Annotated in this window: 15 protein-coding genes; 6 read left to right on the forward strand and 9 right to left on the reverse strand. The window is 34.9% G+C overall.

The window, feature by feature from the left end; all coding sequences use genetic code 11:
* Nucleotides 1–6: 6 nt before the first annotated feature.
* Both sucC and sucD read left to right on the forward strand, forming a co-directional pair.
* Entirely contained in the window at nt 7–1,152 is a 1,146-nt protein-coding gene (gene sucC / locus QVB70_RS09035) for an ADP-forming succinate--CoA ligase subunit beta (RefSeq protein ID WP_287585404.1), read from the forward strand.
* Nucleotides 1,153–1,155: 3 nt separating this feature from the next.
* On the forward strand, nt 1,156–2,034 hold the full coding sequence (gene sucD, locus QVB70_RS09040; RefSeq protein WP_287585405.1) for a succinate--CoA ligase subunit alpha: 879 nt from the start codon (nt 1,156–1,158) through the stop codon (nt 2,032–2,034).
* Between the two features lie 46 nt (nt 2,035–2,080).
* Here sucD and QVB70_RS09045 read toward each other — a convergent pair whose 3' ends face one another.
* The 6 genes from QVB70_RS09045 to QVB70_RS09070 form a co-directional block, all read right to left on the reverse strand.
* A complete protein-coding gene (locus tag QVB70_RS09045) occupies nt 2,081–2,401 on the reverse strand; it encodes a hypothetical protein (protein WP_287585406.1) in 321 nt (106 codons plus the stop codon).
* Nucleotides 2,402–2,680: 279 nt separating this feature from the next.
* Nucleotides 2,681–3,211 carry a hypothetical protein gene (locus QVB70_RS09050; protein ID WP_287585407.1) on the reverse strand — a complete coding sequence of 177 codons (531 nt, stop codon included), beginning with the start codon at nt 3,209–3,211 and terminating at the stop codon, nt 2,681–2,683.
* 1 nt (nt 3,212) lies between these two features.
* Nucleotides 3,213–3,950 (reverse strand): hypothetical protein, encoded by a 738-nt coding sequence (locus QVB70_RS09055; RefSeq protein ID WP_287585408.1) that lies wholly within the window; start codon nt 3,948–3,950, stop codon nt 3,213–3,215.
* An 11-nt stretch (nt 3,951–3,961) separates the two neighbouring features.
* A complete protein-coding gene (locus tag QVB70_RS09060; protein WP_287585409.1) occupies nt 3,962–7,498 on the reverse strand; it encodes a chromosome segregation SMC family protein in 3,537 nt (1,178 codons plus the stop codon).
* A 13-nt stretch (nt 7,499–7,511) separates the two neighbouring features.
* Nucleotides 7,512–8,744: an ATP-binding protein gene (locus tag QVB70_RS09065; RefSeq protein WP_342766557.1), complete on the reverse strand. Its 1,233-nt coding sequence runs from the start codon at nt 8,742–8,744 to the stop codon at nt 7,512–7,514.
* 429 nt (nt 8,745–9,173) lie between these two features.
* The gene (locus QVB70_RS09070; protein WP_287585410.1) at nt 9,174–9,617 is read right to left on the reverse strand and encodes a hypothetical protein; all 444 of its coding nucleotides are present in this window, start codon (nt 9,615–9,617) and stop codon (nt 9,174–9,176) included.
* Between the two features lie 348 nt (nt 9,618–9,965).
* Between QVB70_RS09070 and pncA the strand changes: the two genes are divergently transcribed.
* Both pncA and QVB70_RS09080 read left to right on the forward strand, forming a co-directional pair.
* On the forward strand, nt 9,966–10,649 hold the full coding sequence (gene pncA, locus QVB70_RS09075; protein WP_287585411.1) for a bifunctional nicotinamidase/pyrazinamidase: 684 nt from the start codon (nt 9,966–9,968) through the stop codon (nt 10,647–10,649).
* Nucleotides 10,650–10,803: 154 nt separating this feature from the next.
* Nucleotides 10,804–11,313, forward strand: a complete 510-nt coding sequence (locus tag QVB70_RS09080; RefSeq protein ID WP_287585412.1) for a metal-dependent hydrolase — start codon at nt 10,804–10,806, stop codon at nt 11,311–11,313.
* Between the two features lie 62 nt (nt 11,314–11,375).
* Here the strand turns inward: QVB70_RS09080 and QVB70_RS09085 are convergent, their stop codons facing one another.
* On the reverse strand, nt 11,376–11,513 hold the full coding sequence (locus QVB70_RS09085) for a hypothetical protein (protein WP_287585413.1): 138 nt from the start codon (nt 11,511–11,513) through the stop codon (nt 11,376–11,378).
* A 247-nt stretch (nt 11,514–11,760) separates the two neighbouring features.
* On the opposite strand from QVB70_RS09085, the gene QVB70_RS09090 reads away from it, so the two are divergent.
* Nucleotides 11,761–12,414: an MBL fold metallo-hydrolase gene (locus tag QVB70_RS09090; protein WP_287585414.1), complete on the forward strand. Its 654-nt coding sequence runs from the start codon at nt 11,761–11,763 to the stop codon at nt 12,412–12,414.
* Nucleotides 12,415–12,481: 67 nt separating this feature from the next.
* Here the strand turns inward: QVB70_RS09090 and QVB70_RS09095 are convergent, their stop codons facing one another.
* Nucleotides 12,482–12,892 carry a threonyl-tRNA synthetase editing domain-containing protein gene (locus QVB70_RS09095; RefSeq protein ID WP_287585415.1) on the reverse strand — a complete coding sequence of 137 codons (411 nt, stop codon included), beginning with the start codon at nt 12,890–12,892 and terminating at the stop codon, nt 12,482–12,484.
* A gap of 137 nt (nt 12,893–13,029) precedes the next feature.
* Here QVB70_RS09095 and pscS point away from each other — a divergent pair, with 137 nt between their 5' ends.
* A complete protein-coding gene (gene pscS / locus QVB70_RS09100; protein WP_287585416.1) occupies nt 13,030–14,223 on the forward strand; it encodes an O-phospho-L-seryl-tRNA:Cys-tRNA synthase in 1,194 nt (397 codons plus the stop codon).
* 22 nt (nt 14,224–14,245) lie between these two features.
* Here pscS and QVB70_RS09105 read toward each other — a convergent pair.
* Nucleotides 14,246–14,517 (reverse strand): hypothetical protein (locus tag QVB70_RS09105; RefSeq protein ID WP_287585417.1); only part of this gene is annotated, 272 nt, incomplete at its 5' end.

Below are 14,517 nucleotides of genomic sequence, written 5' to 3' on the forward strand. Positions count from 1 at the left end.
TTCACGATGAAATTGCATGAGTATGAAGCTAAAAAGATATTTGCTGAGTATGGCGTCCCTGTTCCAAACGGCGAAATAGCATCTAATTCTGATGAGGTTAAAGCAATCGCTGATCGTCTAAATAGACCAGTGGTTGTCAAATCGCAAATTTTAGTTTCTGGGAGAGGCAAAGCAGGCGGAATTAAAATTGCTGAAAAATCAGAAGACGCAAAAACTGTGAGCCAAAGTATTCTGGGTATGAATATTAAGGGACTCACAGTCGAAAAAGTTCTGGTGGAAGAGAGGCTCAATATTGCTAAAGAGTTTTATTTGAGCATCATTGTAGATCGCAGTGCACGGAGCTATGTAACCATTACCGCAAAAGAAGGTGGCGTAGATATTGAGCAATTAGCATTAGAAAAGCCTGATCAAATACTCAAAGTTTACATCCAGCCGTACTTTGGAATTCGAACTTTTGAAGTAAGAAAACTCGCGCAATTTCTTACATCCTCAAGAGAATTACAGAAAGAGATTATTTCTATAATAAACAAGTTTTTTGAAGTTGTTACTGCATATGACTGCGAACTTATTGAAAGTAATCCGTTGGTATTGACAAAAGAGGGTAAAATTATCGCCGCAGACGCACGAATGATTATTGACGACAATTCTTTGTTTCGACATCCTCAATTACAGGATAAGGCTAAAGAAGAGTTACGTGATCTTACTGAGTTTGAATTAAGAGCTAAGGAATTTGGTTTTAGTTATGTTGATCTTGATGGCAATATTGGAATCATAGCTAATGGAGCTGGCTTGACAATGGCTTCAATGGACATAATTGATTTTTATGGTGGAAGGCCAGCAAATTTCCTAGATATTGGTGGTGGTGCTCGTGCTGAAAGAATGCTAGAGGCAACAAAATTACTTTTAGAGAACCCTAGAGTAAAAGGTATCCTTGTAAATATACTTGGAGGAATTACACGCGGTGATGAAGTAGCACAGGGAATTGTGGACGCGCTTAAAATCACAGCTGTAAATAAGCCGATTGTAATTCGTCTCGTGGGAACAAGAGAAAAAGAAGGACAAAAAATTCTGGAAGAAGCAGGTATTGAATATCTTAAATCTATGGAAACGGCAGCTAAAAGAATAGTAGAACTTGTCGGTAGCGGAGGATAAAAAATGACTATTCTAGTTGATAAAAAAACTAAAATTCTTGTTCAAGGGATAACTGGCCGGGAAGGTCAATTTCATACGAAAGTCATGTTAGACTATGGTACACAAATTGTTGCCGGAGTGACACCTGGTAAGGGTGGACAAGAATTACATGGAATTCCTGTATATGACTATGTTTCAGAAGCTGTTGAGGAAACACAAGCGACAGCATCGATACTTTTCATACCTGCAAGGTTTGTTGCGGATGCTGTGTATGAAGCTATTGAATCAAATTTAAATCCGATTGTTATTATAACTGAAGGCATTCCAATAAGAGATTCCATTGGATTCGTGAACTATGCGCGAGATAAAAATATCGTGATAATAGGTCCAAATTGCCCGGGAATCATTTCTCCTGAAGAGTGTAAAGTGGGCGTCATGCCTTCTCATGTATTTCGAAAAGGTCCCGTAGGCATTATTGCACGCTCAGGCACACTTTTTTATGAAATCGCAGCAACATTGACTGATGCTGATTCTAGGTTGGGACAAAGTACCTGTGTTGGTATAGGCGGCGATCCAATAATTGGGAGTGACTTCATTGAAATAGTTCAACGATTTCAAGCAGATCCTGAAACAAAGGCTATGGTAATTATCGGTGAAATCGGAGGAGATGCAGAAGAAAGACTTGCAGATTACGTACAGGATCATAAAGTGAAACCAACTGTTGCCTTTATAGCAGGCAAGACTGCACCGCCAGGTAAGCGAATGGGACATGCAGGTGCTATTATTTCAATGGGTGTAGGTTCTGCTGAAGGTAAGATCTATCGCTTAAAAGAAACAGGAATTCAAGTAGCAGATGTTCCCTCTGATGTCGCAAAAATTTTAAAAGATGTATTAAGCTTCTGACGAAATTGTTATCTAGTACATCTCTTATTATTTATGAATGGGTAATTCAGGTACTAAAAATATCGCTTCCGAGCCGAATTGTTGCTAGTTTTTCTGATATATTGTCACAAACACCCATATATTCGCCTATTAGGTTAAAAAGCAGTCTCCGGTCATTCACATTAAAAGGTAAAAGATTTTCGTTCTGACTATAAATGCCACCAAGTTCACCAAGTAAGAAATGAACAATTTCTATCAATTTCTCGATAATTTGTTCCTCTGCTTGTAGCCAAGTTTTTAGAAGAGCAAATTTTGTTTGTATTCCCATCTTTTGTTCCATTTCTTTCTTCTTGATAGTCATCTTAATCATAATCGATTTTTTAGGCATTAATTTAAGCACCACGAAGTCGCTAATACATCCTAAATTGTATCAATTGGTAATAAGAAGTAAAGAATTCACTGAACAAAAACTGTTTTTTCATTTAAGCGACAGTCTTTACGTTTAAACGTATGTTCAGGTCTAAAATTCTGTGGTCTTTTAAATTATTGTTCTAAAAAGACATTATGTAAGTATTTTGTATTTTTAATTTCTTTTAAAAACAAAAAACGGAGTGTGGAAAAATGGATCCAGGATGGCCTTGGCCATATTAAATTTCAAAAGACACATCTAAGCTTTTTCTTCTTGATCTCTTTTAACAAGTTTTATCAATCTTTTTACTATTGTTTCGGTGTCAATTCTCTCTAAGAATCTGTTTGTAAGTTCGATTACAGACACTCCATCTTTTTCTTTAAGTTCAATTATGTCATTTTTCACAAGTAAATTTAAATGGGACATTATATCTACCTTTTCTCCCCTTTCTTCGCGTAAAAGTTGAGTTGTAAGTTGTTCTTTTCTTATTACATGCAGTACAATGAGTGCTAATGTTGCACGTACTGATTTAGGTAAAAATGACTTTACTAGTTCTTTTTCCTGAAGCGTTTCAATTTTTGCGTCTGAAATCATCAACATGAATCGTTTCGTTACAGGGTTATAATGAAGTTTAAGTGGAAAATCTTTGATTCTTTCTTCAAGCTGTGAAAGGAGGAAAAGAGAATACTCGAAATCCTTTATTCTTGTAAGGGATCCAATATCTTTAACAGAAACCCCTTCAAATCCTCTTAAAAATAATAAAGTCTCTAGCATTTCAAGATGGCTCATTTTAAGTCCTCTTATCTCTCTTAGTTATTTTCTTTGTTTCTAGAAAAATCTCTCCATCTGGAAAATCCTTTTGCCACATTGCTATGGATCCTTCGTGAGCAAGATAAGTGAGTACAGTTAATTTATTTAGGACTTCGCGCCAGGAAGGATGCTTCGATAATATTTTGCTGAATGGAATCGTTTCTATGGTATACTTATCTAGTTTTTCAAATAGATTCTTTTTATCTTTTTCAATACTCCTAGGTTCAAAGTCGATTAGATCTAACTCTAGTGTTTTAGCTTTTAAACTTCCACTTCCATACTTTGTTGGATTTCTTTTCATCATTAGATCTAGATACGCATCGATAATTTCTTGTTCTTGTATAGGAAGATATAAGCTGCCGATAGGATGTAAGACGCTCAGAATACTTGTGAGTTTGAATTCAATTTCATCCCTTTTCAATAAGGCCGCAATATCCAGCAAGAAGGAAAGCTCTTTGAGACTCACTTTCTTGCCTAAGAGTTCATTTAATAAGATATCTATTTTGGTTTCTAAAATTTTTGAGATAGTAGATAATGCACCTATTATCTCATCATCAAGCCTACCTGATCGAATACTCTCACGTAATTTTAAAATGAACTCTGCTAGGTCTATTTCTTTTGGTTTTTTTCTTCCGGAAGAAATGTCAAAATCTATTTGGGCAATAATACTTGCAATGTCATCGCCTATGCTTTTTTCTATAATATCAGAATCATCCATAAGTATCGCCGCTAAACAGACGCCTCTAAGAAACTATAATCGTCAATTTTTCGACAAACTACTTGTGTCACACCTTTTTCTTTCCATAGACTGTATACTCTATCTGCATGTGTGCGTAAATACTCATTTCTCGGTGTAATTACGAGATATTGTGCATTCTCAGAATATCCTGCTAGAAGTTTTCCAAGATTTTCACTGTGAACGTCGTCGAGATGCATATCTATCTCATCTAATAAATAAAGAGGAGCGGGTTCATAGGCTTGAATTGCTAAAATCAATGCAATGACTGTCGCTGATTTCTCACCACCGCTTAACTGAATAAGTTTACTTATTTTGCCTGCTCCTACGTCAACTTCGATATTCACACCGCCTGCTAATGGATCTTTTTTATTTAGGAGTACAAGTTTTGCCGATCCTCCCCCATGAAGTACCTTGAAAATCTCACCAAAGTGGCGGTTTATTTTTTCAAATGTATTCAAGAATAAGATTTTCTTTTGATTTTGAATCTCTTCAAGCGATTTAACTATCTCTTTCTTTTCTATTTCTACTTGTTTCTTCTCTTGAAATAGATCTTTGCGTCTTTTGGCTTCCATATCATATTTCTTAATAGCATTTGGATCTACAGGTCCAAGTTTGCCTATTTCCATTTCAAGTTGTTCTATATTCTTTAAAACATCCTCAAGAGTCTGAATATCATCTTCTGGGACCTGGATATTTAGTTTTCTAATCTCCTCATCAATACGATTTATTTCCTGCTGAGATGAAGAAATATTTATTTGATGCTGATAGAGTTTTTTGTCTAGCTCATTTCTTTCGTTAACCAATTTTTCTTCAGTTTTTACTTCAGTTTTTATTAGTGTCACTAAATTATTTAACTTGGACTTTAATGCAAGCCTTTCATCTTCTAAAATGGATATTTCTTCTTCATGTTTCAGTATCTGTTCGTTTATTTCTTTAATTTTGTCTGATAGTTGAGTTTGATCATTTTTTGCTGCATTAATCTTTTCGCTGTTGTCTTTGATTTGCAACTCCTTCGTTTCTTTCATCATTTCTGTATTTTCTTGCTTATTTTCAAGTTTGGCAATTTCTTTTTCAGTTGTTAGAATACTACGTTCCGTATTCAGAAGTTCTTTTCTAATGTTCTCAAGAGATTCCTTAAGTTCTTGGAATTGTGTTTTTTTGATTTCCTCTTCTATAACTTGTGCTGCTTCTTGAATCATTTCAAAGTTATTCTCAGTGTTCTTGAGTTCAATATCCTTTCCATCTTTTTCTTTTTTAATGGTTTCAATTTCTTTGTCAATAGTTTCGAGTTCTTCATTAAGAAGAGCAACTTCATTTAATATTTGATTTTGAACTTCTGTTAGTGTTGACTTCTTTCCTCTTATTGAACCTAGGTTACCCTGTAGTGTACTTTTCTTTTTTTCTAAATCATTAAAAGTCTTTTTCTTAATATTTAGCTTATTTTTAATCTCTTCAAGTTTTGTTTCTGTTTCTAAAAGTTCTTGCTTTAATTTCTCTAATTTTTCTTTATTATATTTTGTTGTAAGAAACCGCGAGTCCATGTTACCACTGATAATTGCACCATTTAGAATTAAGTCTTTGTTTAATGTTATTGCACCAAAATCACTAAAACTTAATGCAGTAGGTAAGTCTTCGATTACTAAGATGTCTCCAAAGACATTTTCTTTTAAATGCTCGTATCCAGGTTTAAAAGTAACTAAATCTTTTATCTTTTGATAATCTTTTGTTTCTTCTGGAAACGATCGGCCACTTTCATTCCCATTTAAGTTTCGGAGTGGAAGTAATACCACTCTAGGAATTTTTTCCCTATGCAAAAATTCAATAATTTCAGTGAGATTTTCATCCTCTACTACCAGCGCCTGCAATTTATCTGGGCCGATCGCACTCTCAATAATATCTACGAATTGAGTATCAACTTCTTCAATTAATTCTATGAGGGTACCGAGAACTCCCTGTATGTGACCTGAATTTCGTGCTTGTAGAACTGCTTCTACCGCCTTATCATATTTGATTTTTCCTTCTTTAATTAATTCCTGTAGTGTATTACGTTCTTCTTTGAGTTCATTGTACTTTGTTTGAATTGTTGCGATTTCTACCTGAATATTTTCAACTTCTTGGTTCAAAGGCTCTATTTTTTTACTGATTTGATCTAATTCTTTAGATTCATTATCAAATCTCTCTTCAAGTGTAATAATTTCTTGTTTACTCTTTTCTAATTCTATTTTTTTATTATTTAGTGTCTTAAAGGCTTTTTCCTTTTGACGTGTCTTTTCATCAATTATTTTAGCAAGATTTCCTAGTTCATTGTTCAGGATTTTAATTGAATAATTCAGTGCATCTTTCTTTTTCTTTATCTCTAATTGGTTTTGAACAAGTGTTTCATTTTCTTTCTTCGCTGTTTCAAACATCTCTTCAAATTCTTTCGTTTTTTCGGTTAAAGAATTAAGTTCCGAGTCTAAATCACTCTTTTGTGCATTTTTCTTTTCGAAAAGCTTATGTAACTTTTCAATTTCTTGATTAATCGTTTCAATTTCTGAATTTAACTGTTCGTTTTGGGTCTTTATCTGTGAAATTCTAAGATCAAGAACTTTAGATTCATTTTTTAATCTATTCAGTTCAGATTTAAATCCTTCAATTATTCCTGATGCTTTTGCTTTATTTTTTTCAATTCTCCTTTCTTCTGCTTCAAGCGCTTCTTTTTGTGTTTGTAGAATCTGCGTATTTTCTGCATATTTTTCAATTTTCTTAGTTAAGATCTCTTTCTTGTGTTCTTGTTCTTCTTTTATTTTGTTAAGTTTCTCATGTTCATTCTTATGGTGCTGTCGCATATGCCTAAATCGTAATACTTTGTGCTTTCTTAATCTTTTATCTATCTCCTCAAATTCCAATGTTCTGTTCTTTTCTTTTTCTAAGCCTTCAAGAATTCTATAAGAATCTCCTAGATAAAGGTCCAATTGTTGTAATTTGTCATCAATACTAAGAATTCGGGCTTCAATTTCATTTATCTCAGCATCGAATCTTGCCGTACCTGCAATACTTTCAAGCAACTGTCTTCGACTATCTGGATCTTCTGTAGCACGTTCAACAATTCTCCCCTGCTTGATGATATTATAACCTTCTGCTGTAATTCCTGCTTTTGCAAGGCACTCAAGAATTTCTGTAAGAGATATAGCCTCATCATCTAGCTTATAGACACTATAGTGAGATCCCTTCGGCGTCAATCGAATTTGACGTAGTACTGTAATTTCATCTTTGTCTAAAGGGATCCTTCTGTCACTGTTGTCAAAAGTTATTTTTACTTCGGCAGAATTAGTCAAATATTTTCCAGCACGACGAGTGATTACTTCGAGGACCTTATCGGTTCTTTCGTCGCGACCACCAAGGACAAATGAAATGCCGTCTAAGATGTTTGATTTCCCAGACCCATTAGCTCCTTGTATCAGGGTAAAGCCTTTTGTGAATCTGATCTCTCGTGAACCATAAAAGGATTTATAATTCGTAAAGGTCATGCTTTTTAAATAGACCATAATAGACCACAATTCAAGATTTATTATTTACAAACGTGAATTCATCAGCAACTTTTTCTAATAATTCCCTGTCAAATGCAACAACTCTTCCTTTCTTAGAAAGCTTTGGGAAAAGCATTGTAAAATATTTCTTTGCTAACACCTTTTTTACCACATCTTCGTCCATTCCAGTAATATGGGCAATTTCATGTAAAGCGTATGGACGACGATCCTTTTCAAAACGTTCAAAAAATCGTATAACAAACTCACGGTTATCAGAAAATGCAAGTCTCAAAGCATTATGTATCATTTGACTAGTTGCACTAATCATCCATTTTAAGCGCGTTACTTCAATTTCCAGAGCTTCCAGTTTCTGAGGAGGTTCAACATTTTCTTCGTTATCATTTTTTTTACATATCTTTGTAGTACTTGTCTGCAAACCGCCATGATTTATGTTTACGAGTTGTTGATATGACTCCTCAAGATCTTTTTCAATTATTTCCTTCCTATTTTCATAAATTGCCTGATATGCAGCCCCTTGAACAAGTTTTTTAAGATCTTCTCCAGAAAAGCCGCCTGTTACTTCATCTGACGAATAATTATGAAGAAGATTTTCTAAATCAATTGTGGAGTCAAGCTTCGTTTTTTCAAGATATTTCTTCAATAAATTATATCGCACATTTTCGTCTAATTCATCAATAACAATCTGATAATCGAAGAAGTTGAGAAGCCCTTCTTCTTTAATCGGGTAACTAATAACTGCGACTAAAAGTCTAGGATCGTTTTTGTAAATAACATTAAATTCTTTTATAAATTGGTAAATGATTCTGCGAATACTTTCAATATCATCCATAGTAGATAAGTCAGTTGGTTCGAAATCCTCTAAAAGTATGATACATGGGCCAATATCTTTTACAACGGTATGAAGTCTATTTAAAATCAGTTTGATGTCGGTTGGGTTAGGAAATGTAATGAGTAGATCTGCAACATTCATTTCAACAAGAGGTAGTTTTTCCTTTTTTGCTAGTGCTTTTACAAGTGAAGTTTTGCCCATACCAGGTAAACCGACAATAAGTGCAGTCCCTCCTGCTTTTATCTCCCATTCCTTTAGTTGTTCTACATTATCTTTGTGAATGGTCTTGATAATGCTTATAAGTTGCTTCTTTGCTTCTTCAAGACCAATAATTTCATCGATAGCCTCGGTATGTATTTCTTCTTCTGGGAGATATACTCGGAATCCCTCTTTTAATGCTTGGCTTTCTGTCAGTTCTTACACCCCATTGAAAGAATTCTTGTTGAACGAGCTCCAATCTATTATCTTCAGAATATATCTGATAGATCCCTACAAACTTTAAAAATCTTCTATAAAAAAACTATATATCATTTTGAGTCCTTTACATTCCAAAAAAATTCTGACATTAAGTTTAATTTATGTTTAACTGAAATGAACAGTATAGTACATAAAAAAATAGTCAATTTGTCGCCCTTTCGTTTGGAGAAATTTACATGAAATTGTCATATAAAAGGATTTCAGAACTTGCATACAGCAAAAACTGTACTATTTTTCTTTGGAAAGGAAGTGTTTTGATGATACGGAACCTTTAGCGAAAAATATATCTTATTTTTCATCTCATATTGTCTTTGATTGTCTTTGAAAATTCGTGATGCCGTTTTTTAATGGCAGCAGACGTTTACTTCATGTAAGTAAGTCTTCAATGAGCTTTTCTCTAGCAGTTTTTAAAGTAATCCCGCTCATACCAACAATTTCATCGATTTCAGCATTTAGTTGCTCTAGAAGTGAAATTTCTACTAAATCGCCTTTAATTCCAGCAAATTTTGCAGAGAATTTTTCCCAAATTTGCTGAGCTAACAACAGTGTTTTGGTTTTCAAAAACTCATAAGGCACGTTTTGATCGTCAACAGTAATTACTACTAAATGATTATTCTCAAATGGAAAAATGAATGTCCTATATCCTTGACATTTAAATTCCTCAAGAACCAATCCAAAAGAGCATCTAACAAATTCTGAAATTGCTGAAATAAAGCTACCAAGTAGTTCTGGATTAGTTTCCAGTTGCCAATAAGATCGATTGAATACACATATGCCTCCTTCTTGAAGTATTGCAATTACTTGTGTCATATTCTCGCCTCTTATAATCATTAAGTAGTATACTATAATATCTCTAAGATCGTATTCCCCTGATCGAATGAAATCTTCTTATCAAATCTATAGCTTAGATCAATCTCACATTATTCTTGGAGCTATTATTTAAGAATTTTCTCAGAAAATCTTCCGCGAGAAGATTTAGACTTCACTTAAAGAAACAGGTTATATGTCGACAATTGAGCCTGCTCCTTCTATTTTAATATTTATACGAATTCATATTGTACTAGATTTTTCTAAAATATAATGTAAAGATTGGGATCACCAAAAGGACTAAATATTTGTTCTTAATAAAACCGTAAAATAAATTCAAAGATGATGCATATGCAAATTTCAGATGTTAAAATAAAGAAAGATATAGAAATTCAACCAAACGATGCTCTAATTATAATCGATATGCAAAATGATTTTATGCCTTCTGGAGCCTTACCTGTTGCAGAAGGAGATATTATTATATCTGATGTTAATCAATTAGCTGAAAAATTTCACAATACTGGAAATTGTATTGTCCTAACCCAAGATTGGCATCCTACAGGTCATCATTCTTTTGCAAGCGCGCATGAGGGAAAAGAACCTTATGAACCATATTCTACGGAAGGAATTGGCCCGATCCTTTGGCCTGATCATTGTGTTCAAGGTACTACTGGCGCAGATTTCCATCCTGACTTAGATACTACGTTTTCAAATGCCATTATCCACAAAGGAACTAATCCAAAGATTGATAGTTATTCAGCCTTTTTAGAAAATGATAAAAAGACTGAAACAGGTCTTTCAGGATATTTACGTACTTTAGGTGTTAAGAGGATCTTCGTTTGTGGCTTAGCATTAGACTATTGTGTCTTCTCAAGTGCAATAGATGGAAAAAAACTAGAATTTGAAGTTGTGTTTGTTATTGATCTTACTAAGCCTGTTGGAGCACCCGAAGGTATTGTTTCAAATGTATTGGAAGAAATGACAAAAGAAGGTATTATATTTACAAACTCAGGAGAAATTCAAAAACATCAATAGACCACCTTGTAGTTGTTCCATACAAGTTAACTTTCCAATTCTTTTATCTAATTGCTTCTAGCAGCTTAGAGTTGTTCAGAAGAGTTTTTGTATGAAAAGATTTTTAAAGTTTGTAAGATAGCGATGTTTAATAAAAATGTAGAGGCATCAAATAATGTATCCCTTTGGTCATCTTGGATTTACTCTTGCCTTTTTCCATTCTTCATCTTCTCTACGCGAAAAAATCAATTCGTATGCCCTAGCTTTTGGGGCTCTTCTTCCTGATATTATTGACAAGAGTTTTGGTCAATTTGTTTTTCAGCATGGTAGATTCATTGGCCATAGTCTAGTTATTGGTACTACTATATGTTTCCTAGTTGGCATTTTACTGAAATCTTTTGGAAAAGACAAACGATTAGCCTCATCACTATATTTTGGTTGGATTGCTCATTTAATTGAAGATACTGGTGGTTTTCTCCCTTGGCTCTATCCGATTATTCAATACGACTTCCCGTATTCAACATTGGACCCATTTAGGATTTTATCTTCACCTTACGCCCTTACTTGCGAAGTAATGGGTATTATTTTGCTTGGACTTCTTGCCTACAGGTATGGTTATATAACTATCATTAAAGAGCATGGTCTTGGTGCTCTTATTCGCGTATTCTTAGACGATTTGAAGTGAGCTACCTCGTGCTAAAGTCTCGAGGCTTCCTGCTTCAACGACAGACTCGATCCCCTGGCGGGTTACGGAGGTCTTATCTCCACAGGCTTAACATCCCTACGCCCCGTAGGTACGGCTAACGATGGTGAGGCAATCGGAGTATGCACTTTGTTTGCAAGTGTGCGCATGATCCCTCCAATTGTTATTGATACCTTCCTCATACCACCTATATAACGTTAAGGAGACCCATCGATGCACGTGATGAAAGTGAATACTCACTCACGCAATTCATCACCACGCTGAAGCTGTGGTGCTTTCTTTCTCAGCTACTAGTAAACCATACTGCCCAAAAGGAAGGAATCTCCTTGAGTATCATTCTTAAACGGAGCTTATTTATAAACGCCTTTAACAATATGTGAGTATTGCTCTAACAAGAGCATAAGATAGGTATTTGGAGGTGTTCCTAAAGTGGTAGAAGTTATTTGGCATGGACATTCATGCTTTGAATTGCGAGGAAATGGTCTAACAATCGTTCATGATCCTTTTGGGAGTGTTCCGGGAATTCCTGATCCTAAAGCTGAAGCGGACATAATTCTGTGCTCACATTCACATTGGGATCATAATAACGCAGATGCGGTTAAGAAGGAAGATTCAGAAATTTTGGAAGAATTTGCTGGGACAAAGAATCTAAAAAGACTTGAAATTAGGGGAATTGGGACATTTCATGACGAGAAGAGAAAAGGTTCACGAGGAAAAAATAGTGTTTATGTTTATCAATTGGAAAGTGTAACTTTTTGCCATCTAGGCGATTTAGGTCATGACCTGAATGATGAAGAGGTTAGTGCAATAGGGCAAGTCGATGTATTATTTATACCAGTGGGTGGTTTTTTCACTATTGGACCTGATGTTGCTACTTCAGTAGTAGTTAAGCTAAATCCAAGAATAAATATTCCAATGCATTATCGAGCTCCCATGATGGGTGGAATGTTTAGCTCTTTAAAGCCTGTAGATGATTTTATTAAAGATAAGGAAAACATTCAACAATTAGATGGGCCATCAATTCAAATTACAAAAGATACACTTCCAGAAGTGACTACGCATATTTTACTCAAATTCTGGTAACTAATTCAGAGCTCAAACTTTTTCTTTTTTTAAACAAATCTTGAAGTCTGCGCGTATAGTGCTATTTTCATATCTCTTGGAAAACTTTCGCAAGGGATTCACCTCGAACGTGGATCGAAAATTCATAAAAGTATCCAAAAGGTGTGACATGCACTTTTATGCCTCGTTTTTCCAGTTTTTCTTTAACAACCTTAAAAACTTCCATTGCGAATTCTGGAGATGATTTATTTGATGATAGATGGGCAAATGAATGTAAAACCACTATATTTTTATCAATCTTATTTAGATACCACCTTAAATTTCTAACTGTACGGTTTATTACTTTATTCTTTCTGTCCTCATCTTTAGATTCAACGTGAATGAAAAAAACAGCGGTATTTTCTATCTTCTCTTCTTTTTTTATATCATCTACATTTTCTAAAGTTTTCTTAAAAGTTTTGTACCAGAAATATTCAGTATCGAACATCAGTATCTTCATATTAAAACCTCAAAATTGCCTAAACTCAATAATATTTCACGTTCCATTTCGCTTTTTGAATGAATTAGTTAATAGCCAAAAACATATCAACTTTGACACCAATTATCGGTATAATTTAAAAAAGGAAGGATCAATGTATGGATTCAGCTAAACTTCAAAGATATTGTGGTATATCTCGAAACATAGAAGAATCTTTTATTAATATTCACCCGATTCAGAGAGGTGGCGTATTAACTGCTGAAGCCAAGAAAGTTCTATTGGATTTCGGTGATGGCTATTCAATGTGTGATTTCTGTTTCGAAGCACGAATTGTTACTGTTAAGAAACCACCTGTTGTAGATTTTATACAGGATCTAGCAAAATTTCTAGATGTTGATGAAGTGCGACCAACTGCAGGAGCAAGACATGCAAAAAGAGCTGTGATGGAGGCTATAACCGAACCTGGAGACACAATAGTCCTTGATAGTTTGGCACATTATACCACTTATATTACAGCAGAAGCGGCAAAACTGAATGTTAAAGAGGTTCCTCATAGTGGATATCCTGATTTTCTGCTAAATGTAGAAGATTATGCAGCAAAAATTGAAGAAGTTGAGGATTCAACGGGTAAACTCCCTGCCCTTGTAGTTTTAACGCATGTAGATTATAATTATGGCAACCTAAGTGATGTTAAAAGTGTTGCTGAGATCTCACACAAATATGGAGTCCCCTTCTTACTAAATGGAGCATATACTGTCGGCATTATGCCTGTCTCAGGTCGCAATTTAGGTGTAGACTTTCTTGTAGCTAGCGGTCACAAATCGATGAGCGCTTCAGCTCCAATTGGGTTGCTTGGAACGACATCAGAATGGGCAGAAAAGATCTTCGAGAGATCGAAAATAAAAGGAGACTGGAGTGGAAGGACTTTTGGGGCAAAAGAAATTCATATTTTGGGTTGTCCGCCTGTCTTTGGACCACCTTTAGCAACTTTGATGGCAAGTTTTCCAAAAGTTGTTGAACGCGTTAAGCATTGGGACAAGGAAGTTGAAAAAGCCCGTTACTTTTCAGAAAGCATACAAAAAATTGATGGAATTAAACAACTTGGAATTAAACCAAAGGAGCATACTTTAGTCCATTTTGAGAGCCCAAGTTTTCATGATGTTGCTCAACATCATAAAAGGAAAGGATTCTTCATTTATGACGCACTTAAAAAAAGAAAAATAATGGGAGTCCATCCAGGGCTTTCAAAAAGCTTCAAAGTCAATACTTTCAATCTTTCATGGGACCAAGTTAAGTATGTGGTCGAAACCTTTCAGGAAATTGCGGAACAAAATGGTATCACAGTTCAATAATAGGCTATTCTGAGAATAAAACTTATGTGGGAGAAAATCTCCTTCCAGCATACAGATGAGTTCCCTTTGTTATTGCCGCAAGTAAAGGACTTTTATAATATCTCCGCAAGAAGACCCACCCAACGTGTTGGGGGGATGAAGTGCGTGTTGTGACTGGTTTCACTTTCACGGTAGTGTCCCCCAGTTTAAATAGCTGTTTGCGGATACTAACTATCGTTAGTGATATGAAGCTCAGGGGAACAGAGGAAGACCTGTGATGAAACGCACGTACAAATTTCGCCTGTATCCCACCGC

Source organism: Candidatus Borrarchaeum sp. (assembly GCF_019058535.1).
GTDB lineage: Archaea > Asgardarchaeota > Sifarchaeia > Borrarchaeales > Borrarchaeaceae > Borrarchaeum > Borrarchaeum weybense.